The sequence below is a fragment of the Acinetobacter guerrae genome, assembly GCF_009372255.1.
Classification (GTDB): domain Bacteria; phylum Pseudomonadota; class Gammaproteobacteria; order Pseudomonadales; family Moraxellaceae; genus Acinetobacter; species Acinetobacter guerrae.
In genome coordinates, this window is sequence record NZ_LXGN01000045.1 from 221570 (window position 1) to 245220 (window position 23651).

Consider the following 23651-nt stretch of genomic DNA (forward strand, 5'->3'; position numbering starts at 1 on the left):
TTATTTCCCCACCACCTGAATAACGATAAGGATCATCAACAGTACGACTACACCAAGCGACATACTGGATGCGTATTCACGCAATGAACCTGTTTGACGTGAGCTAGTAAAGCTATTGCCACTTTTCACTAGTGCAGGAAGCACCAACCACATGCTGTCAACTGGATCACGACCGAAAAGCTTCGCAATAAACAAATAAGGTTTTACAAACACGATGTTATACAGTGCATCAAAACCAAAAGCCGTACGGCAAATGTGCGCTAAACCTGAACCCAAACTGGTTTGAGCAAAAGATTTTACAGCAGCATAAGCAAATACAAACAGCAAGATACCAACAATCAAACCAGCAATTGCTACACCACTTGCTAAATGTTCAGCATGTGAAACTGCCGCTTCCAGACTTTCTGGAATCATAAATGCAGGAATATTGGCACTTGTTAATAATTTCGACACTGGTGCTTGTAGGAAATAACCAAAACCTGTTGATAAGAAAGCAAGTATGGCCAATGGTCCCCAGTAAGTCACACCATGAATTGCATGTGCTTCTGTTTTCTCTTCGCCAAAGAATACGACCCAAATTAAACGGAATGTATAAATAGATGTTAAGAATGCACCTGCAACACCCACCCAATACAATGTATTGTAAAGCGGTAAGTTTGCAATCGTAGAGTGGGCATAAACTGCACCCAGAATTGCATCTTTAGAGAAGAAGCCCACGGTCACGATTGGAAGTGCTGCAAGCGCGCCGCCGCCAATCACAAAACACCAGAATACAAATGGGATCTTCTTACGCAAACCACCCATTTTGAAAATATTTTGTTCGTGATGACACGCCAGAATCACTGCACCAGAAGACAAGAACAATAGCGCTTTAAAGAATGCGTGAGCAAGCATATGGAACAGACCCGCCTGATAGGCTTCTGCACCCACTGCCATAAACATATAACCTAACTGACTCATCGTTGAGTAAGCCAGAATACGTTTGATATCGGTTTGAACCAATGCCGCAAAACCTGCAACCAAAAGCGTCACTGCACCTGTAATCGAAATGAATTGCATCACTGCTGGCGCCATTTCAATCACGGTATGCATACGGCTGGTCAGATAAACACCCGCTGTCACCATCGTTGCAGCGTGGATGAGTGCCGAAACAGGCGTAGGGCCTGCCATCGCATCGGCCAACCATGTTTGTAATGGAATCTGTGCAGATTTACCTGCCGCACCCAAGAACAACATCAATGCAGTCCAAATGGAAAGCGATGAACTTTGGGTCATGACTGTTGCAGCATTTTCAACGATGTATTGAGTATTTAACGTACCAAACTGTTGATAAAGCAAGAACAACGCAATAAGTAAGAATACATCACCGACACGCGTTACTGTAAATGCCTTAATTGCTGCCCAGCCATTGTCAGGATTTGAATAATAAAAACCAATCAATAGATATGAGCACAGACCTACACCTTCCCAACCCAAGAACAATAACGCCAAGTTATCGCCAAGAACCAACACCAACATGCTGGCAACAAACAGGTTGAAATAAGAGAAGAAACGCGCGTAACCCTCTTCACCACGCATATACCAAGAGGCAAAGATATGGATGAGAAAACCGACGCCCGTAATCATACCTGTCATGAGTAATGACAAGCCATCTAAGTGCAGAGTAATCCCCGGTGCAAAACCACCGACATTAAACCAAGTCCACAAATGCTGAACAAAAAATGGTTGCCCACTGCTCGTAAACGCAAGCCCTGCAATCAATGCAAATAATGCAGAGAGTCCAACTGAACCGACACCAATAATTGCCGCTACATTTTCAGAGAGCTTATCGCGCCCTATCGCTAATAAAATAAAACCAATTAGCGGAAAAAGAATCGTTAAATATAAAGTACTCATCCGCGCATCTCACTAGCAGCATCCACATCCAGATGGTGGAAGCGATGGTAAAACTGAAGGACGATCGCAAGACCAATACAAGCCTCTGCTGCAGCAAGGGTCAAGATTAGGATAAACATAATCTGACCATCGGGTTGCGCCCATGCACTACCGACCAAAACAAACGCCAATGCCGCAGCATTCATCATGATTTCAAGGCTCATGAGCATAAATAAAAGGTTGCGTCGTACCATTACACCGTAAAAGCCCAGTGCAAAAAGAATGGTCGCCACAATCAAACCATGTTCTAAAGGGATATTGCCCATTGTTATTGTTCCCCTTCCGCACTTGGTTCACGTTTACCTAAGTGGAATGCTGCAACCAATGCTGCAAGCAATAACATCGCGGCAACTTCAACCAATAATAAATAATGAGTAAAAAGTGCTTGCCCGACTGCTTTAGGACCAATCACCTCACGTCCCATCACTTGTCCTGGCACAGTGTAATCACTAGATAGCATCCAGACCAAGATCAATCCAAGCAAGAAGCTCATCAGTGCCGGAACAGCCCATGTTTCAGAGCTTAACCATTTACGTTCCTGTTCAACGGTATGCTGACCTAAATTCAGCATCATCACCACGAAAACGAACAAAACCATAATCGCGCCAGCATAAACGATGATTTCAAGCGCACCAGCAAATGGCGCACCGACAATCATGAAAATACCTGCAACTGCAAGTAATGAAACAATCAGACTCAATAAAGCATGTACTGGATTCGCATTGGTTACCACGCGAATCGTAGAGACAATGGCCACAAGAGCCATCAAATAAAATGGCCACATCATGGTAATAAACTCCGTACATCAATAGGTGCACTTTCTTTTTGCGCCTGACCTTTACCTTTACCGTCGATTGCCATACCAGCAACACGATAGAAGTTATAGTCAGGATATTTACCTGGACCAGAAATCAGTAGATTTTCTTTCTCATAAACCAAGTCCTGACGCACGTACTCACCCAACTCAAAGTCAGGAGTAAGCTGAATCGCTGTCGTTGGACAAGCTTCTTCACACATGCCACAGAAAATACAACGAGAGAAGTTGATACGGAAAAACTCTGGATACCAACGTCCGTCTTCTTTTTCTGCCTTTTGTAGTGAAATACAGCCGACTGGGCAAGCCACCGCACAGAGGTTACACGCGACACAGCGTTCTTCACCATCTGGATCACGGGTTAAAACAATACGGCCACGATAGCGAGGCGGTACAATTTCCTCGCCTGGGACTTCAGGATAAAGAATTGTGTCTCGTTTACGCGTGATGTGGGTAAAAACCATCCACAAAGTACGAACGATTGACCCAACTCCAGCTAGAACTTTATACATTTTGTACTCCCTGCTGTCTTAGGCCTGATTCATCAGAATCACAGCACCAGTCACGAGTAAGTTGACTAACGCCAGCGGCAAACAAATTTTCCAACCAAAGTTCATCACTTGGTCATAACGCGGACGCATTAAAGAACCACGAGCCAAAATAAACATCATCATAAAAAATGCTGTTTTGATAATGAACCAGAACACAGGCGGAACAAACGGAATTTCAAGGTTAAATGGCGCAAGCCAACCACCAAAGAATAAGGTCACAATCAAGGCAGAAATCAGTACGATATTCACGTATTCTGCAACGAAGAACATCCCCCACTTCATACCTCCATATTCAACGTGATAACCTTCAGCCAATTCTTGCTCAGCTTCTGGTTGGTCAAATGGATGGCGGTGAGTTACCGCAACACCCGCGACCACAAATACCATGAAGCCAATAAACTGCGGAATGATAAACCACACATCACGTTGTGCTTCCACGATTTCACGCAGGTTAAATGAACCTGCGATGGCAACTACTCCCATCAGAGAAATACCTAGAAACACTTCATAAGAAATGGTTTGAGCAGCAGAACGTAAACCACCCAGTAACGAGTATTTGTTGTTTGATGACCAACCACCAAAGAGCACCGCATAAACTGCAATACCCGCCATTGCCATAAAGAACAATAGACCAATACTCATATCCGCAACGCCTAGCGTCGGGCTAATTGGAATCACCATAAATGACAAGACCGCAGTTGCCATTGCAACTGCCGGCGCCATACGAAACGTCAATTTATCGGCAAATTTTGGTGTCCAGTCTTCTTTGAACATGATCTTAAGCATATCTGCCACGATCTGAAACATACCGCCCGGACCCACACGGTTAGGACCATAACGGTCTTGCCAGAGTGCCAAAAGACGACGTTCAATAAATGACATTAATGCTGCAATTAATACAACTACAAGCATAATGACAATCGCTTGAACCACAGCATAAGCAATTGGCCAGTTCTCAGCCCAAAGCGGTGTTTGACGCATAATTTCTTGTTGCATGAATTACACTCCTACCGCGACTGATACAGGTTCAGCCAAAGACACTGTTGGTGCCAACCCAATTGGATAACCGATATAACCTGTTGGTAAATATTCAATCACCTGTACAGGCAGACTGACAGTTGTTTCACCTGCTTGAACAGAAAGACGTTCACCATCTTTGAGATTCAAACGGGTTGCATCCTGTTCGCCCAATGCAAAAGCTGCTGTCGGAATACGAGACTGCATCGCAGGTGTTTTAATCGTAAATTCACCCGATGCAAAAATGTGATGCATTGGAACCAAACGGAAGCTTTCACTATTCACAGTAATCGCTGAAGGTGCAACAAAACTACGCGCAGGACGTTTTGGTAAACGATCAAATAAACGAATACCTGAGTCGCCACCTTTTAAGTGACCACCGACTTCATCTTGGTATTTATTCCAAGATTGTGGTGAGTTCCAACCCGGTGCCCATGCAAATGGTACTAAAGATGACGCTTTTTGTGGGCCAACGTAGCCTTCCATCGAGAAGGTTAAGGCAGAATCGACATCAACAGGTTGTTTTGGTTCATGTACAGAAATTGGTGCACGAAGTGCAGTACGACCTGAATAACGACGCGGTTCACGAGCAATTTTTAAACCATGAACACGGTAGCCTGCATCTGGTGCAACGTCCTGAATCGCTTCAAGCACAGGAACATTTTTCACGACAGATTCAATGACATCATCGAGTAAAGTCCAGTTAATCGCTTTCCCATGTAGACCTGTTTCAATAGCATGTAACCAGCGCCAAGATTCTTTAATGGCATACTCTGGCTTGTAGTAGCTTGGGTCATATACTTGGTAAAAACGTTGCGCACGACCTTCTTGACTCACGACCGTACCATCACCCTCAGCAAAACTTGCCGCTGAAAGCACGATATCAGCCTGTTTCACAGTCTCAGTTTCACTATGATCTAGTACAATCACCGTTTCTGCTTTTGCAAATGCAGCTTTGACTTGAGATGCAGGTAAACGACGGAATAGGTCATTTTCTACAATAACAAGAGTGTCATAATCTTGTGCAAAGGCTTGTTCTAAGCTTTGACCACCAAACAATGCCAGACCCATTGAGTTCACTTCAGGCACAGTCAGTGTAAGACCAGCATTGCCTAGATTTTGTGCTACTTGCGCAGCAGCTTCCATAATCGCAGGATCTTGTAAGCTAGTACCCGAAATCACCAAAGGTTTTTTCGCAGCTTTTAAGCTATCAGCAATGCTTTGAGCAAAGGCTTTGGCATCATCATCTAGACCATTGAGGGTTTCGCCTTTAACAGCCGCCGCAATAGCAAAACCTAGACGCGCGATGTCATTTGGTGATGCAACTACTTCACCTGTTGCGACATCAGCTAACCGAGTTTGAGTCGCTGCCAAAATATAAATCGGAGATTTTTCATCCTGACCAATACGTTGTACAGGCTCCGCCAACCAGTCTGGAGTACGACGATCTGCCGCCATTTGCTTGGCTTTATTTTTCGCTGCTTGACGAACTGACAATGCCATACGTGGTGCAGTTTGAGTGAGGTCTTCACCTAAAATCAGTACGGCATCATAGCTTTCGACTTCACGCATATTTGGGTTGTAAACACCCTCTGTTTGCATGATTGAAGCCGCAAGTTCAACCAAGCTCTGTTCTTTTTGCGAAAGTCCTGTTGAATAGTTTTCTTGTCCAACCAGTTCGCGTAAAGCATAGTTAGATTCAAGGCTTGCACGTGGTGAACCAATTCCCAGTACTTTTTTGCCTTGAAGTTTTAAGATGACTTCATCTAGTGCTTGATCAACTGAAACAGAGCTTACTTTTTCACCAACACGGAACTGTGGCTGACGCGGACGATCTGCACGGTTCACATACCCCGTACCAAAGCGACCTTTATCACATAGGAAGTATTGATTTACTTCACCGTTAAAACGGTTTTCTACACGACGCAACTCACCATAACGCTCACCCGGAGAAATATTACAACCTGAAGAACAGCCCTGACACACGCTTGGTGCATACTGCATGTCCCATTTACGGTTATAACGTTCAGAGTGAGTTTTATCGGTAAATACACCTGTTGGACAAACTTCTGTCAGGTTACCTGAAAATTCAGACTCCAAAGTGCCAGACTCTGGACGACCGAAATAAACCCGTGATGCATTGGCATAAACACCAAAGTCTGTACCACCAGCATAATCTTTGTAGTAACGCACGCAACGATAACAAGCAATACAACGGTTCATTTCGTGCGCAATAAACGAACCCAATTCCTGATTATGATGGGTACGTTTAGTAAAACGATAACGACGACGGTCATGACCAGTCATCACAGTCATATCTTGTAAATGACAGTGACCACCTTCTTCACAGACTGGACAGTCGTGCGGGTGGTTGGTCATTAAAAACTCAACCACTGACTCACGAAAATCAACCGCTTCTTTATCTTCGATCGAAATAAACGTGTTGTCAGCTGCAGGTGTCATACATGACATCACCAGACGTCCACGGGTATCCTCAGCATTTGCATACTGGGTCACCGCACATTGACGACATGAGCCAACAGAACCTAAGGATGGGTGCCAACAAAAATATGGAATGTCGATGCCTAGGGACAAACATGCTTGTAGCAGGTTTTCTGACCCATTGACTTCATATGATTTTCCATCGACATGAATTGTAGCCATAGTCGAATTCCTTAAACTTGTTCTACGTGGCTGGCTTGGGCAACAGGACGATTGGTCACTTTTGCTTCAAACTCGCTACGGAAATATTTGAGTGCGCCCATAAGCGGCTCCATCGCACCCGGTGCGTGGGCACAGAAGGTTTTACCGATCCACAACTTTTTGGTCAGTTCAGACAGATGTTGAATGTCCTCCATCTTGCCTTCACCATTCTCAAGTGCTTTCAGCGCTTTCACAGCCCAAGGTAAACCATCACGGCAAGGTGTACACCAGCCACACGATTCACGCGCAAAGAACTCTTCAAGGTTACGTACCGCAGAAACCATACACTGAGTTTCATCAACGACCATCAACAAGCAAGTTCCTAAACGTGAACCCGCTTTCATGATGCTTTCCGAATCCATTGGAAGATCAATATGCTCAGCTGCTAAAAAGTCAGTTGAGGCACCACCTGGTAACCATGCTTTAAGTTTAAGTCCATCACGCATACCACCCGCGTAATCTTCAATCACTTCACGCGCAGTCGTACCAAATGGCAACTCCCAAAGACCTGGGAATTTAACCTTACCTGAGGCACCATAAATTTTAGTGCCCGGATCTTTGGATTTACCCGCAGATAAACCGATATACCACTCAGGCCCACGCAGCATGATCGCAGGCAAGTTGTTATAAGTTTCGACGTTGTTGACGATAGTTGGACGACCCCATGCTCCTGCAACTTGCGGGAATGGCGGTTTAGTTCGTGGATTAGCACGACGACCTTCTAGCGAGTTAATCAATGCAGTTTCTTCACCGCAAATATAACGTCCCGCACCTGTATGTACAAAAAGGTCGAAGCTCCAACCCGTATCTAAAATATTGTTACCCAAATAACCTTTGGCACGAACTTGTTCCAAAGCTTCATTTAAGTATTGAGCCGCTTCGATATATTCACCACGAATGAAGATATAACCCTGCGTTGCCTCTAAGGTATATGCAGCGATTAACATCCCTTCAATCAATTGATGTGGAAGGCGCTCCATCAGCAAGCGGTCTTTAAACGTACCGGGTTCCATTTCATCGGCATTACAGATGAGATAGCGTGGACCACCATCATTCGGTGCCATCAACGACCATTTAATTCCTGCTGGGAAACCTGCCCCACCACGACCTTTGACCGTTGCCGCTTTAATGACTTCCAAAACTTCTGCGGGTTTCAACTCAATGGCTTTTTTGAAGCCTGCGTAACCCTCTAAAGCTTCATAATCATCAGCATTACGGACATGTTCCTGTTTACTCAAACGCCAAGTGAGCGGATGAGTTTCTGGATTACCTTCGCCATAAATCGGTTTTGGTTCAGTATTCATACATACTTCTCCAATAACTGTTTGACCGAAGATACATCTACCAAACCATGGGTATCTTCATCAATCATAAGTGTTGGGCCTTTATCACAATTACCTAAACAGCAGATTGGTAATAAGGTAAAACGGCCATCTTGCGTGGTTTGACCATACTGAATCCCAAGCTCACGTTGAAACGCTTCAGCTAAAGTTTCAGCACCCATCAGGAAACAAGCAATCGAGTCACACAATAAAATTACGTGACGACCCACAGGCTGGCGATAAATACGGTTATAAAATGTCGCCACACCTTCCAAATCTGCAACGCTAATCGTTAATAACTGCGCAATTGCATTCATTTGTGCATCATCTACCCAGCCATTACGGCGTTGTACGCACTTAAGTGCATCGAGTGATGCAGCACGTGGATAAGGATAATGATCAATGTGGTGTTCAATGTCGTGGATCTCATCCGCAGTCAAAATCTCTTGAACATTCACACGTGGCTTTTTATCAGTCAGAATCATCATAATGCGTACCCCTTAACGATCCACGTCGGCCATAACCACATCGATGGTCGCCAGATAAATGATCAAGTCTGAAACCAGACTGCCGTTAATCACCGATGGAATTTGCTGCAAGTGAGTGAAGGTTGGTGTACGAATACGAGTACGATAACTCATCGTTGACTTATCGGAAGTCAGATAATAGTTAGATGCACCTTTCACCACTTCTGCCATCACAGACGCTTCACCTGCTGGCATGACAGGCCCCCAAGACACGCTCAAAAAGTGCGTAATCAAGGTTTCAATATCTTGCAGGGTTTTGTCTTTCGGTGGTGGAACTGCCAGAGGATGATCCGCTTTATACGGACCAGATGGCATATTATCCAGACACTGTTTAATGATTTTTAGAGATTCTTCGATTTCACGATAGTGAACCATCACACGAGCGTAAGCATCGCCTTCGTATTCAAGCGGCACTTCAAAATCGTAATTTTCATAGCCACTGTACGGACGATATTTACGTACATCAAAATCAATACCTGTAGCACGTAAACCAGTACCTGTGATACCCCAAGCCAATGCAGATTTTGCATCATATTGAGCAACATTACGGGTACGACCTTCAAATACTGAGTTTTTTAGTGCAGCAGTATGATATTCCTTCAAACGTTTTGGCATCCATTCGAGAATGTCACGAATCAGTTTTTGCCAATTATTTGGAAGATCATGGGCAGTTCCGCCAATACGGAACCATGCTGGATGCATACGGAAACCTGTAATCGCCTCAATAGCATCATAGACTTTTTGACGATCGGCAAACATATAGAATACTGGAGTCATCCCCCCCGCATCCTGAATCGCAGTACCGATATACAACAAGTGGTTATTGATACGGAACAATTCCGACATCATGACACGGATACATTGCGCACGTTCAGGGACTTTAATACCCGCAAGCTGCTCAACACCCATGACATAAGGCATATTTTGCGCACAACCGCCTAAGTAGTCGACACGATCGGTATATGGAATGAAAGAATGCCAAGTTTGACGCTCAGCCATCTTTTCCACACCACGGTGGTGATAACCGATATCAGGGACACAGTCTTTTACTTCTTCACCATCTAACTGCAAAATAACACGGAATGCACCATGCGCAGATGGATGGTTAGGACCCAAGTTCAAGAACATAAAGTCTTCATCTGCGTTGCCGCGTTTTAGACCCCAATCTTCTGGAACAAAACGAAGATGTTCTTGCTCAAAATCCTGTTTGGCTTTGTTCTGCATATACGGTGTATATTCAGTAGCACGCGCAGAATATTCCTTGCGCAGTGGATGACCTTCCCAGTAAGTTGGCAATAAAATTCGACGCAGCATTGGATGCCCTTCGAAATTGATCCCAAACATATCGTAGGCTTCGCGTTCGTACCAGTTGGCATTTGGCCAAATGTTCGTCGCTGTAGGAATGTTAATATCACTTTCATTCAACGCAACTTTGATACGAATATCACTATTACGTTCTAAAGATAATAAGTGATAAAACACGGTGAAGTCAGATCCAGGTAACCCATCACGGTTATTACGCAAACGTTCATCTATCGCAGACAAATCGAATAGCATCACATATGGACGTTCTACTTTACGCAAGAACATCAATACATCTTGTACGCGTGCGCGCTCAACCCAGACAGTCGGAAACTCTTCACAAGTCGGTTGCACGTAGAAGTTTTCACCAAACTTGGTTTGGAGCTCTTCTACAATTGCAAATGCTGGGCGTGAATCAACTGGTGTTGATTCTGGCATAGCAATGTCAGTTTCAGCCATTGGCTTGGCTTCCTATTTAATACAAATTCTGTCAATTTTCCCGATGAACCATATCCGAGGGATATGTCAAAACTTCATCATGAAAAAATTATTTAATTTCATCCATAGAGCGTAAGTTTTTCACCGCAATACGTTCTGCATTTTTGCGATCGCGTTCTGGCATCATCTTTGGCTTATACACTGGCTTAAGATCATCACCAATTACGGCAGAAAGTGGACGGCGCTCTAACTGAATTTGGTCTTGAAGTAACATAAGTGCTTGAATCAATGCTTCAGGACGTGGTGGGCAACCTGGGACGTACACGTCAACAGGAATAATTTTATCAACACCCTGTACAACCGAATAAATGTCGTACATACCGCCCGAGTTAGCACAAGCGCCCATGGAAATGACCCATTTTGGCTCAAGCATTTGCTCATAAAGACGTTGAATTACTGGCGCCATTTTGACAAAGCAGGTTCCAGCAACAATCATTAAATCCGCCTGACGTGGTGAAGCACGAATAACCTCAGCACCAAAACGTGACAAATCATGCACACCTGTTAAGGTCGTTGCGTACTCAACGTAACAGCATGAAGTACCAAAGTTAAATGGCCAGACTGAGTTTTTACGTCCCCAGTTGACCACATTGTGCATCACATCTTCCAGACGAGTCATGAAGACATTTTTATTGACTTCTTCCTCAAGCGGATCGGTGACAACTTGGCGTTCTTGCAATGGGTATTGATCGGCACTCGGATTCGCACGGGTTAATGTATATTTCATCCCGAGTTACTCCTGTTCAGATGATGTTTTAGTCGATGAAATAGATTTCATACGACCTGAGGATTGAGCTGGAATATGTCCTGTAGGATCCATAACCAACTCCTCAATAGAGTTGAAGCGAGTAATATCAGCAATATTCATATGCGCTGAACCCACTTTAGGTTTAATTCCTGCTGACTTACGACGATCCGCAGGAGCCCAGTTTAGTGCACCTACAGCAAATGCATAAACCAAAGCAATCAACAAATCGACAACGAAAATCACGACAGTGGTAAAACCAAGCCAGCCCACTTCACGAACAGAGGTTGCCCATGCGTATAAATAGAGCGCTTCAAGGTCAAAAACAACGAAGAAAATCGCGACCAGATAGAATTTTGCAGATAAGCGGATACGAGCACCACCTGCACTAACAACACCTGATTCAAATTGCTCTTGCTTCGCGCGCCCCCACGATTTACCCCCTAGGAGCAAGGGAACGGTAAGCATAAAAACGCACAGAAATGTAACACCGATCACGAAGGCAATAATTGCCCAATCGTATGGAGTAATGGCACTCATGCGGGGATAACTCCTGGCAGGCCTATTATTTAACAGAGAATGTATGTATTGGCCTTCAAATACACCAAACATAAAATTAATCCCGCCAATTGTACCTGATTTCTAATTTCTGTTGCTAGGTGACACACCCTAGTCTTTAGGATGATTTTTTGGGCAATTTTAGAAAACATATGGCTTGAACGCTAAATCCACTGGTAGTTATCGGTTTATTAAATCGATTCTCACATTATGATTATTTTTTTCATTTTCTTACATTTTAACCAATATTTCGGACAATTTTGTCCTAATTCACATTTAGCTCTATATAACCAAACTCTCTATGTATTTTTTTGAATTATTTTACTATTTTTTTTAAAAATATCACTCTCTTTAAATTCCCAACGAAATACGATTACATATTGAGATGATTTTGCCGAAAATGAAAGCAATAAAAAGACTATCTCTTATTCAAAATAGCATGCTATTTTTGAAAATAGGTAAAATGATTTCAAATGTAATCTTTTTATTCCGATTCAAATTTGGCTGACTATAAAAAGTAAAACTTATTAGATCATCTAATTTCAGGATCAGACACAAAATAATCAGAAATTAACTATAAATCGCTGCAATTCAGTTACATGCTTTAATTAACTTTATACACATCAGCTTAGAGTCAATGTGTATGCTAAAACCAAGAATAAGGAGTAAAATCAATGAGTCTGCAATACACACACAAACCTAACTACTTTCTTTATGCCCAATTACTTATTCGACATATTCAGGAGTACGCTCTAAAACATCCAGATGCAGACAATGCTATTTTTGATTTACGTGACATCTATGACTTATTCCGTCAGGATTTTGCTTCAACCACAACCAATCTGGAAGGCATTCTTAATATTACTGATGAATATCGTGTTGAAACCCTCAACGGTGATCAAAAAATCATTAGCGGATATAAAATTGATGTCGAAAATAATTTTCTTCTCATTGATTTTAATCAGGATGCTCTATTGAGCTTACGCGCGGGTAAACCCTTAATTGTTCCAGATGCGACATTACAAGAATAAATGAAGATCACATTCTCAAATAGGTTAACTTTATCCAGAATGGAACAGTAAAAAAGAAAGCACTCTATTGAGTGCTTTCTTTTTGTTTTGACAGATTTTTTTGTTTGAGCTTTTGATTAAAGCGTTTTGCTGGCCAAAGCATAATAAAACGCGCTCCTCCCAGATCTGGACTTTCATCTACAGTAATCGTGCCGCCGAACCAATAAGCGATTCGACTCACTATCGATAACCCCAAACCATAACCACCTGACGCTCGAGTCCGACTATCATCCAGACGAGCAAAGGCTTCAAAAACACGCTTACGATCTTCTTCTGGAATACCAGAGCCATCATCTTCTACGCAAACAAAAGCATTGCCATCTGCACTTATACCCCCACTCATACGCACCTTATGATCACAATGGCGTACTGCATTTCCCACCAAATTTTGAACGACACGATGCAGATATCGACGCTCAGCATCGGCAATCACATAATTCGGCGGTGGTATAAGTTCAATTTCTTTTTGGGTTTTGAGTGCTTCTGTTTCGACGGCAACCTGATCCAGCACATCCAATAATGCAATTTCTTCAAAATCGAGTGATGGGGTGCCCTGCTCTAACTTGGCATAAGTCATAATCTCATCAATTAAGGTATTAAGCGCCTCAATATCTTTATCGATCATCTCCATTTGCTGAATCCGATAATTGTAATCATCTTCTTCAGCCAGCATTTCCATCCCAAAACGAATCCGCGCCACAGGTGTTCTTAACTCATGCGATACGGCTCGCATGAGTTCACGTTGAGCTTCGATAAGGCGCTGAATATGATCTGACATGTTATTATAACTAGACGCTAGATTCGCCATTTCATCACTACCTTCAATGGGTACACGTAATGACAAATCACCCGACTTCATACGATTTAATGCATAACGTACTTGTCGAATTTTTCGCTCCAAAGGCAAAATCAATCCATAAACGCCCAGACTCAACAGAAATAAACTAAATAAAGTAATCCCTGCCGATAACTGAAATGGCATCCAGTTAAACATTGGTACTGGACCCAAAACCAAAACTTCGGTCGGATTATTTGGCATTGGGGAAACAATAGAAATTGTGGTTCCACGTATTGTTGCACTATCTTTATACAACATGACGCTTTGATCCTGACGCAACCGACCAATTTGCTCCGAATCTAACTGAATATCCTTGACGTTTTCGATTGAAAGAGGATAGGAAAAATGTTTTTTAATACGACTAATATATTCTTTTTCCTGACCTGGATAATAAATCAAATAATCCAGAATAAAAATTGGCAGCGCTTTCATCTGGCGCTCACCAATTTTATCCACCTTAACATATAGAAAATGCTTATTATCTTCAGGCAAACCAATAATCACATAAGCAATGCTATTTTCAGCATCGTAACGAACAACAGACTTTTGCTCTTCAATTCGTTTTTTTTCTGTTCTGGAAAGTTCAATTTTATTTGAATCGACATAATAAATAGGCAACTCAAGTAAATCTGAAGCATCTGAAATCCAGTCCAGTTTTTGCTGCTCTCCTGGCTGTCGAGCCACGCCCTCACTAATCACAAATGATATGCCATCGGTCAAGGATTCGCGATATTCCTGAGCACGTTGGTAATTGATGATCTGAACCAAGAGGTAGCAAAACAATGCCACCAACATGACCAAGACCACCAAACCCGCATAAATGCGTAAGAAGATACTGTGTTTAAACACTCGATCAACCTTATAGGGAGATTTTTACTGAACAATGGATGAATTACATACCATTGGTTTCTTTTACAAATAAATAACCTTTACTACGTACAGTTTTAATACGCTTCGGATTTTCTGGATCATCGCCAATTTTTGGACGAATGCGTGAAATACGCACATCAATCGAACGATCCTGACCGTCATACTCAATTCCACGCAGACGCTCAAAAATGTCTTCACGAGATAAAATACGACCTGCATTTGAAGCCAATAACCACAATAAATCGTATTCAGCACTTGTGAAATCAACTAGATCGCCATTTAAAGTGACTGAGCGTCCACCATTATCGATGACTAAATCATCAAATTCGATACGCTGCGCAACTTCATCTTCAACTGTTTTATCAGTACGACGTAATAAAGCACGAATGCGCGCTAATAATACACGCGGCTGCACAGGTTTAGCCACATAATCATCCGCACCCATTTCTAGACCCAAGACTTGATCCATATCTTCAGTACGTGCGGTTAACATTAAAATAGGTGAATGGTAGTGAGGTCGAACTTCACGACATACGGTTAAACCATCTGCACCTGGTAACATCACATCAAGCACCACAAGATCTGGCTGTTCACTGATAATACGGCGAATTGCACGATTACCATCTGTTTCAACCCCAACTTCCAGACCATTACGAATCAAATATTCTTGCGTAAGACGCGCAAGACGTTCGTCATCTTCTACGATAAGGATCTTGGGTAACTTTTCTTCTTGGCTCATACATTGCCCCTGTAATATGTTTAAGTGTATCTGTTTAAAATCCGACAGATAGACATGCTGCATAGAATGCAATATACACACGTTTACATTGTAAACAAGTCCTCGTTCACCAAACTGATACACGCCAGTTGTATTTTGTTGCAAATTTATTAGCTCTTGAATTTTCAGTAATTTTATTTTTTTGACTTAAAATTTGCCACTTATCTAAATCTCGCAAATAAGACGCATAAATATTATACAAAATATTTCCATAGGATGAGTTTGATCATCTAAATGTCTGTTTTTTGAGTTATCCACACAGTTATCTATACGCAATTTTTCAGGACTTTGTTAAGCTATGCATCGCAGAATCAGATACATAATGAATGAATAAAAAATTAATAAAATGTCAAGATTGATCTCAGGCTAAAATTCCCGTATCTTGTGTTTAAAATAAACATTAACCACTAAGTCTTGTGTTTATCCCTCAAATATCGAGCTACTTTTTTCGCCCGATTCAAACGGTCCAATGAACATAACTATAGATGACAATGGAGCTATGCTGACATGAGCGTAATCACTTCAACTCCTGGCCAACTTCAGGTGATTAAACGTACTGGGGAAGTTGCTGTATTTGATGCAGAAAAAATTTCCGTTGCGATTGGTAAAGCATTTCTGGCGGTAGAGGGTCAACAGGGAACGGATTCAAGCCGTATCCATGACCGTATTACTCAACTGACTGAAATGGTCATGAATACTTTTAACCGTCGTTTACCTTCTGGTGGCACGATCCATATTGAAGAAATTCAGGATCAAGTTGAACTGGCGCTTATGCGTACTGGTGAGCAAAAAGTTGCCCGTGCTTATGTCATCTATCGTGATCAACGTGCCAATGCTCGTCAGCAAGCTGGTGCTAATCACCATCCGACTTTACAGATTACAGATGCCAATGGTCAGCTCCAGCCTTTGGATCTGGATGCGCTATCAGCAGAGGTTGAAAAAGCGGCTGAAGGTCTTGAGGGTATCGATGTTCAAGCGATTGTCGATGAAACCATCAAAAACCTATATAACGGTGTAAAAGCCAGTGATATTGCCACCACAATGATGATGGCAACACGTACTCGTATTGAACATGAACCAAACTATACCTATGTCACTGCGCGTTTATTGCGTAATGAACTGGTTGCCAAAGGTCTTGAATTTTTAGGTTTATCTGAAGATACGCTTGAAAGTGACGCGCTTGAAACCTTCCTTAAAAAAGGAGTTGAGCTTGAGTTACTAGATCCAGAATTATTAAACTTTGATCTAGCCAAACTTGCAGCAGCAATCAAACCAGAACGTTCAAATCAGTTTACCTATTTAGGTTTACAAACCTTATATGACCGTTACTTTATTCACTCAGATGGCATTCGCTACGAACTTCCGCAATTGTTCTTTATGCGTGTTTCGATGGGTCTGTCAATTAATGAAGCCAATCGTGAAGAACGTGCCATCGAGTTTTATGACTTATTGTCTAGTTTCGACTACATGGCATCGACGCCTACCCTATTTAACTCAGGCACATTGCGCCCACAGTTATCTAGCTGTTATCTAACCACCATTGGTGATGACTTATATAACATTTATGGTGCAATGCGTGACAACGCAATGTTATCTAAATGGGCTGGCGGACTAGGTAACGACTGGACACCTGTACGTGCACTTAACTCTTATATTAAAGGTACAAATGGTAAATCTCAGGGTGTTGTTCCATTCCTGAAGGTTGCCAATGATACTGCTGTTGCAGTGAATCAGGGTGGTAAGCGTAAAGGTGCTGTGTGTGCTTACCTTGAAACTTGGCACTTGGATATCGAAGAGTTTCTTGAGCTACGCAAAAACACGGGTGATGACCGTCGTCGTACTCATGATATGAATACAGCGAACTGGGTTCCAGACTTATTTATGCACCGCGTGTTTGAAGATGGTGAATGGACATTGTTCACTCCTTCTGAAGTACCAGACTTGCATGATTTAACAGGTCAAGCCTTTGCTGAGCGCTATGCACACTATGAAGCAATTGCTAAAGAACAAAACTTCTTGCACAAGAAAGTTCGCGCTCAGGACTTATGGCGCAAAATGCTGTCTATGCTGTTTGAAACAGGTCATCCATGGATTACGTTTAAAGATGTGTGTAACCTGCGCTCACCACAACAACATGTGGGTGTCGTTCACTCGTCGAACCTGTGTACCGAAATTACCCTGAATACCAATCAGGATGAAATTGCAGTATGTAACCTAGGTTCAATCAACCTTGTGCAACACGTACAAGGTGGTGAACTGGATCGTGATAAACTGGCTCGCACTATTAAAACAGCCGTACGTATGCTCGATAACGTCATCGACATTAACTACTATGCTGTACCACAAGCGAAAAATTCAAACCTAAAACATCGTCCTGTTGGCATGGGCATCATGGGCTTCCAAGATGCGCTATATGAAATGAATATGGCGTATGGTTCCGATGAGGCAGTTAATTTTGCCGATGAGTCGATGGAAGTGATCAGCTACTACGCAATTCAAACTTCAAGCGATCTTGCACTTGAGCGTGGCGTTTACTCAACCTTTAAGGGTTCACTCTGGGATCAAGGTATTTTACCAATCGACTCTCTGGATCTTGTGGCTAAGACACGTCCTGAACGTATGTTTGAAGTAGATCGCACTCAACGTCTGGACTGGGATACTTTACGTACCAAAGTTCAAAAAGATGGTATGCGTAACTCAAATGTTATGGCGATTGCACCAACTGCAACGATTTCCAATATTTGTGGTGTGTCTCAATCAATTGAACCGACATTCCAAAACTTATATGTGAAATCGAACCTTTCTGGTGAATTCACAGTAATCAACCCGTACCTTGTCCGCGCATTGAAAGATCGTGGTCTTTGGGACAGCGTGATGGTCAATGATCTGAAACACTTTGAAGGTTCTGTACAAAAGATTTCACGTATTCCAGAAGAACTTAAAGCGATCTTTGCAACTGCATTTGAAGTTGAGCCACGCTGGATTGTAGATGCTGCTTCACGTCGTCAAAAATGGATTGATCAAGCACAATCATTGAACCTGTATATTGCAGGTGCCAACGGTAAGAAACTGGACATCACTTATAAAATGGCTTGGTTACGTGGTCTAAAAACTACGTATTACCTCCGAGCTTTAGGTGCAACTTCTGCTGAAAAATCAACCATCAATACAGGCGCATTAAATGCAGTTAAGGCAACAACTGTAGCTGCGCCTGTTGCAGCCGTTGCTCAGGAAGTAAAACCTGAAGTGGCAGCAGAAGATGGTTTCACGACGGCAGCACCAGTTCCAATGGCTTGTTCAATCGACAATCCTGATTGTGAAGCTTGTCAGTAAGACACCCTTAAAGGAAATATCAGATCTTGATATTTCCTTTTATAAGAGAGGTAAAAATTATGTTACATCTTAGTCATAACTATACATTAGGTCTAGTTGTACTGGTTTTTGCCTTTTTGTTCTTTTACGCGCCTATGGTTTACGCTTTTTTTAAGATTCGTAATCAACAGCGTAATCAAAATAAGTAGTGGGGATATTTGTTCTATCGAATGATTTTAGAACATCCATCGACAAAACTTAATTTTGCTTACACAGAATAAGCGTATAGTAATGGCATCTTCGTAGAAAGGTGTCGATAACGATATTAACAACGAAGAGAGAATTTGATTATGTCTATCCTGAGTTGGGACGATTTCGAAGATGATTCGCAAAAACCGGCTGCACCTGAACACAAGTCTGCGCCCATCGAACCGCAAAAAACGCCTGCTACGCCGTTGGTATCTGATGCAGAGCCATCATCGTCGCGTGTGGCAAATGTACAATCCACTGGAACCAATTCCAGTCGATCAACAGATTCAACCAATTCGCTGGCTCGAGCATCTGAATCCTTAAAAAATCTGGATATCAGTGCAGGTTTAGAAGAGCTTGAAACTGGTGCTGCGCGTGTGCAGGTCGATGATAAGGCCATGATTAACTGTCGTGCCGACTTGAACCAATTAGTTCCTTTCAAATATGAATGGGCTTGGCAGAAATATCTGGATGGTTGTGCCAATCATTGGATGCCACAAGAAGTCAACATGAACCATGATATTGCATTATGGAAATCTGAGAATGGCTTGACTGAAGATGAGCGTATTATTGTTAAACGCAATCTTGGCTTTTTCTCGACGGCAGACTCACTGGTTGCAAATAATCTGGTTCTCGCGATTTACCGTTTAATTACCAATCCTGAATGTCGCCAGTATATTCTGCGTCAGGCATTTGAAGAGGCAATTCACACCCACGCTTATCAATATTGTATTGAATCTTTGGGCATGGACGAAGGTGAAATCTTCAATATGTATCATGAGATTCCAAGTGTGGCTCGAAAAGCAGCTTGGGGCTTGAAATACACGCAATCTTTGAGCGATCCAAAGTTTGAAACAGGAACACCTGAAACAGATCAACAATTACTGCGTAATCTGATCGCATTCTATTGCGTACTTGAGGGAATTTTCTTCTACTGTGGCTTTACTCAGATTTTGAGTATGGGTCGTCGTAATAAGATGAATGGTGTTTCTGAACAGTTCCAGTACATTTTACGTGATGAATCTATGCATGTGAATTTTGGTATCGATATGATCAACCAGATCAAGATCGAAAATCCACATTTGTGGACTGCCGAGTTTCAGCAGGAAGTCATTCAGATGATTCTAGAAGGAACATTGCTTGAAATCGAATATGCTCGCGATACTATGCCTCGTGGTGTACTTGGCATGAATGCAGCGATGATGGAAGAATATTTAAAATTCATCTGTAATCGCCGTTTGGCACAACTTGGTTTACCTGAACAATATCCAGGCGTAAATAATCCATTCCAATGGATGTCTGAGATGATGGACTTACGTAAAGAGAAAAATTTCTTTGAGACACGCGTAACAGACTATCAAACAGGTGGTGCGTTGAGTTGGTAATTTTTACCATTGTCGGTTGAACGACATATCAATTGTCATTGAAAAAATCGCCATTAATGGCGGTTTTTTTGCTTTAGGTGAAATACCAAATATTCTTTAAGGTGGGCTATTGTACTGGTTGGCAAACAATTCGATAGCCACTGTGTTCTTTTTAAGTGAATTCCACTCTTATCGCCTGAGCAACGCCAGAAAAACACTTGTGATTAGAACAATGGATAGTCCCCTGATTTTATTTGAGTTGAACTTTTACGTCAGCAGATAAACCAGGACGGAGTAGATCAAGGCCATTTTGTTTTGTATCAAACGTAATTTTCACAGGGACACGCTGAACAATTTTGGTGAAGTTTCCTGTACCAGGTTCAAAAGGTAATAACGCAAACGTAGAACCTGAACCTGGAGCTAAACTTTGAACATGCCCACTAAATTGATACTGGGGTAAAGCATCAATCTTAATCTCAGCAATTTGCCCTGCATGCATTTCAGCAATCTGGGTTTCTTTGAAATTTGCAATAATATAGCGTTGCTGTTCGGGAACTAATGTCAATAACTGGCGACCAACTTGCACATAATCACCAACCTGAGCTTGTCGATTCGCAACCAATCCATTTATAGGCGAAACAATTAAGCTATGTTTTTGGTTTTGTAATACTAATTCTAAATTTGCCTGCGCCTTCTCAACATTTGCATGAGCCTGATCAAGTTTAGCATCCAGTGCAATGCGTTTTGAATGAGTCACATCTGCGGCACTTTTTGCAATATTAAGTTCGGCTTCTATTCGACTTAATGACTGTGTCGCAGAGACTGCTGTATTATTAAAATCTTCCGTTTCTTGTTGAGAAACTGCTCCCGCTTTCAAGAGTTGGTCATAACGCTTTTTATTCTGTAGTGCCGTTTTTGCATTTTCTTGTGCCGAGACAATCGAACTTTGGGCAGCTTGAATATTGGATGATGCATACTTTTCTTCAGAATTTAGCGTCACAAATTCTGCCTTAACTGAATTTACATTTGCCAAAGCATTAGCCAAGTCTGCTTTAGCCGAATTTACTTTTGTATCAAATTCTTCTGTATCAATTTGAATTAATGGATCGCCTTGATGGATAACCTGATTATCCTGAACATAAACCTGTGCAACCAAACCCTGTACTTTGGGGGCAACCGCAATGCTGTCAGTACTAACATATGCATTGTCGGTACTTTGTGAACTTGCGGGCAGCAAAATATAGCCGATACCCCCACCAATACAGGTCAAAGCAATTGCAATAACAAGCATTTTCTGTTTTTTTGAATCTTTTTGTGGTGATTGAATGTCATTCTCCACAACTGGATGTTCAACTGTTTCTTCAGAAACGATAGATTCAGATTCCATAAGAACTCCTTTGATCTCCCCTTGACTCTGGAAGGTTGATTTATTTTTGGCGTCATTATATGATAAGTATAATATTATGATCATCATATAATGACTGCATGGGTGATGCAATAGGTCAGTCTTTCAACAATGATGATTGAACCTGTATGTTGATGTGGAAGATCAGTATGAATTCAAATCAGATCAATGGATCTAACATCGTACAGCCGCTTAGCAAAAATCAGAAAATGCTGATCTTCGGAATCATGGCGTTTGGGATGTTCCTCGCCTTGCTAGACACTCAAATTGTGGCGGCATCACTCAACGATATTCAAGCAGGATTATTGGCCTCCCCCGATGAAATCAGTTGGGTACAAACGGCTTATCTCATGGCTGAGATTGTCATGATTCCATTTTCCGCATTTTTGGCTCAAGCCATGTCTACCCGTTTTTTATTTTCAATCTCTGCTGGGTTATTTACCTTATCCAGTTTTGCCTGTGGTTTTGCATGGAATATCGAAAGTATGACGATATTTCGGGCCATTCAAGGATTTACAGGTGGCGCAATGATACCCACCGTATTTGCTGTCGGTTTTTTATTATTTGATGAAAAAGAACGAGTGATCATACCTGCTATTCTTGGCATGGTGTCGGTATTAGCACCCACTTTAGGGCCGACCATTGGAGGAATCATTACCAGCTATATTGGTTGGCACTGGATTTTCTTTATCAATATTATTCCTGGCACACTGGTGACTTGGTTCGCTTATCAGAAAATTCAGGTTGATCAGGCAAATTTTAAATTATTCAAAAAAATTGACTGGATACATTTATTTGCCATGATTTTTGCGTTGGGTTGCTTGCAGTATGTACTGGAAGAAGGTCCACAAGTGGACTGGTTTAATGATCATACCATTGCCATTTGCGCTTGGATTTCCCTTGCTTCATTTTGTCTGTTTTTGGAACGCTCTTTCTTTTCAGCCAATCCAATTGTGAAACTTACCGCTTTTAAAAATTCCAGCTTTTTATTTGCCTGTATTTTTAACTTTGTGATTGGTTTTGGTCTATATTCTTCAACGTATTTAGTGCCCGTTTATCTAGTGACTATTCGTGGCTTTAGTAGTTTGCAAATTGGTCTCACCGTTTTCGTGGTCGGAATTGCCCAGTTTTTCAGTACCATTATTGCGGCAAAACTATCCGAAAAAGCAGATGCCCGCATCTTATTTTCTATCGGTTTACCACTATTTGCCTATAGTTTATGGCTTATGTCAAACATGAACCATGAATGGGGATTCTCAGAATTTCTAATTCCACAAATTCTACGTGGCTTATCCATCATGTTGTGTATTGTGCCGAGTGTGAATGTTGCATTGTCTGGTTTTAAAAATATGGAACTACGTTATGCATCAGGCCTGTTTAATCTGATGCGTAATTTAGGCGGTGCTATTGGCATTGCGCTAGTAAATACGTGGTTACAAGATCAGAGCCGTATTAGTCATTTAAGGCTGAGTGAAAATTTAGGCATACACCCTCAACAATTCAATGCCACATTTCTTCAACTTACTCAGCAACTTAGTCAGATCAACAGTGATTCACAACAAACCCTCGTTCAAGCAATGAGCATACTTGAAAAAGTCGTTAAACAACAGGCGCTCAGCCTTGCCTTTGATCAAGTCTTTCGCCTGATGGCAATCATGTTCTTTATCGCCACTCTGCTGATTCCTTTTGCCAAAGCAAAAGGCTCGACAGTGCCTAAAGATACTCATTAACTGGAGGAAAAAAATGCGTTCATTTCAACTTAAAATAGCAGATGCACAGGCAGTTAGCACTCA

19 protein-coding genes are annotated in these 23651 nt (G+C 42.0%); 5 read left to right on the forward strand and 14 right to left on the reverse strand.

All coding sequences use genetic code 11. The features are described from left to right. From nuoL to ndhC, 11 genes are all read right to left on the reverse strand, one after another. The gene (gene nuoL, locus A7A69_RS12665; protein ID WP_120368636.1) at positions 1 to 1896 is read right to left on the reverse strand and encodes an NADH-quinone oxidoreductase subunit L; all 1896 of its coding nucleotides are present in this window, start codon (positions 1894 to 1896) and stop codon (positions 1 to 3) included. Beyond that, on the reverse strand, positions 1893 to 2201 hold the full coding sequence (gene nuoK / locus A7A69_RS12670; protein WP_151980008.1) for an NADH-quinone oxidoreductase subunit NuoK: 309 nt from the start codon (positions 2199 to 2201) through the stop codon (positions 1893 to 1895). The genes nuoL and nuoK overlap by 4 nt, the downstream gene beginning before the upstream one ends. A gap of 2 nt (positions 2202 to 2203) precedes the next feature. After that, on the reverse strand, positions 2204 to 2719 hold the full coding sequence (nuoJ, locus tag A7A69_RS12675; protein WP_171406683.1) for an NADH-quinone oxidoreductase subunit J: 516 nt from the start codon (positions 2717 to 2719) through the stop codon (positions 2204 to 2206). After that, positions 2719 to 3261 (reverse strand): NADH-quinone oxidoreductase subunit NuoI, encoded by a 543-nt coding sequence (nuoI, locus tag A7A69_RS12680; protein ID WP_120368633.1) that lies wholly within the window; start codon positions 3259 to 3261, stop codon positions 2719 to 2721. The genes nuoJ and nuoI overlap by 1 nt, the downstream gene beginning before the upstream one ends. An 18-nt stretch (positions 3262 to 3279) precedes the next feature. Then, positions 3280 to 4296, reverse strand: coding sequence for an NADH-quinone oxidoreductase subunit NuoH (nuoH, locus tag A7A69_RS12685; protein ID WP_120368632.1), 1017 nt, complete (start codon positions 4294 to 4296; stop codon positions 3280 to 3282). Between the two features lie 3 nt (positions 4297 to 4299). After that, positions 4300 to 6981, reverse strand: coding sequence for an NADH-quinone oxidoreductase subunit NuoG (gene nuoG / locus A7A69_RS12690; RefSeq protein ID WP_152877879.1), 2682 nt, complete (start codon positions 6979 to 6981; stop codon positions 4300 to 4302). Between the two features lie 11 nt (positions 6982 to 6992). Then, entirely contained in the window at positions 6993 to 8324 is a 1332-nt protein-coding gene (gene nuoF, locus A7A69_RS12695; RefSeq protein ID WP_120368630.1) for an NADH-quinone oxidoreductase subunit NuoF, read from the reverse strand. Beyond that, entirely contained in the window at positions 8321 to 8830 is a 510-nt protein-coding gene (gene nuoE / locus A7A69_RS12700; RefSeq protein WP_120368629.1) for an NADH-quinone oxidoreductase subunit NuoE, read from the reverse strand. The genes nuoF and nuoE overlap by 4 nt, the downstream gene beginning before the upstream one ends. 12 nt (positions 8831 to 8842) lie before the next feature. Then, positions 8843 to 10630 (reverse strand): NADH-quinone oxidoreductase subunit C/D, encoded by a 1788-nt coding sequence (gene nuoC, locus A7A69_RS12705; RefSeq protein WP_120368628.1) that lies wholly within the window; start codon positions 10628 to 10630, stop codon positions 8843 to 8845. Positions 10631 to 10718: 88 nt separating this feature from the next. Continuing rightward, positions 10719 to 11396, reverse strand: a complete 678-nt coding sequence (locus A7A69_RS12710) for a NuoB/complex I 20 kDa subunit family protein (RefSeq protein WP_120368627.1) — start codon at positions 11394 to 11396, stop codon at positions 10719 to 10721. 6 nt (positions 11397 to 11402) lie between these two features. Then, entirely contained in the window at positions 11403 to 11954 is a 552-nt protein-coding gene (gene ndhC / locus A7A69_RS12715) for an NADH-quinone oxidoreductase subunit A (protein ID WP_152877881.1), read from the reverse strand. Between the two features lie 692 nt (positions 11955 to 12646). Here ndhC and A7A69_RS12720 point away from each other — a divergent pair. Next, positions 12647 to 13003: a hypothetical protein gene (locus A7A69_RS12720; RefSeq protein ID WP_120368625.1), complete on the forward strand. Its 357-nt coding sequence runs from the start codon at positions 12647 to 12649 to the stop codon at positions 13001 to 13003. Positions 13004 to 13067: 64 nt separating this feature from the next. Here A7A69_RS12720 and bfmS read toward each other — a convergent pair whose 3' ends face one another. Further along, positions 13068 to 14729 (reverse strand): sensor histidine kinase BfmS, encoded by a 1662-nt coding sequence (bfmS, locus tag A7A69_RS12725; RefSeq protein WP_120368624.1) that lies wholly within the window; start codon positions 14727 to 14729, stop codon positions 13068 to 13070. A 43-nt stretch (positions 14730 to 14772) separates the two neighbouring features. Further along, positions 14773 to 15489: a response regulator transcription factor BfmR gene (gene bfmR, locus A7A69_RS12730; protein ID WP_005005226.1), complete on the reverse strand. Its 717-nt coding sequence runs from the start codon at positions 15487 to 15489 to the stop codon at positions 14773 to 14775. Positions 15490 to 16035: 546 nt separating this feature from the next. On the opposite strand from bfmR, the gene A7A69_RS12735 reads away from it, so the two are divergent. The 3 genes from A7A69_RS12735 (at position 16036) to A7A69_RS12745 (ending at position 20474) form a co-directional block, all read left to right on the forward strand. Then, the gene (locus A7A69_RS12735; protein WP_152877882.1) at positions 16036 to 18861 is read left to right on the forward strand and encodes a ribonucleoside-diphosphate reductase subunit alpha; all 2826 of its coding nucleotides are present in this window, start codon (positions 16036 to 16038) and stop codon (positions 18859 to 18861) included. A gap of 56 nt (positions 18862 to 18917) precedes the next feature. Further along, positions 18918 to 19049: a preprotein translocase subunit YajC gene (locus tag A7A69_RS12740; protein WP_373867808.1), complete on the forward strand. Its 132-nt coding sequence runs from the start codon at positions 18918 to 18920 to the stop codon at positions 19047 to 19049. Positions 19050 to 19190: 141 nt separating this feature from the next. Beyond that, positions 19191 to 20474 (forward strand): ribonucleotide-diphosphate reductase subunit beta, encoded by a 1284-nt coding sequence (locus A7A69_RS12745; protein ID WP_152877884.1) that lies wholly within the window; start codon positions 19191 to 19193, stop codon positions 20472 to 20474. Between the two features lie 229 nt (positions 20475 to 20703). Here A7A69_RS12745 and A7A69_RS12750 read toward each other — a convergent pair whose 3' ends face one another. Then, complete coding sequence (locus A7A69_RS12750; protein WP_171500817.1) at positions 20704 to 21840, reverse strand: HlyD family secretion protein; 1137 nt, start codon at positions 21838 to 21840, stop codon at positions 20704 to 20706. Positions 21841 to 22007: 167 nt separating this feature from the next. On the opposite strand from A7A69_RS12750, the gene A7A69_RS12755 reads away from it, so the two are divergent. Then, positions 22008 to 23588 (forward strand): DHA2 family efflux MFS transporter permease subunit, encoded by a 1581-nt coding sequence (locus A7A69_RS12755; protein WP_152877888.1) that lies wholly within the window; start codon positions 22008 to 22010, stop codon positions 23586 to 23588. The last annotated feature ends 63 nt before the right edge of the window (positions 23589 to 23651 follow it).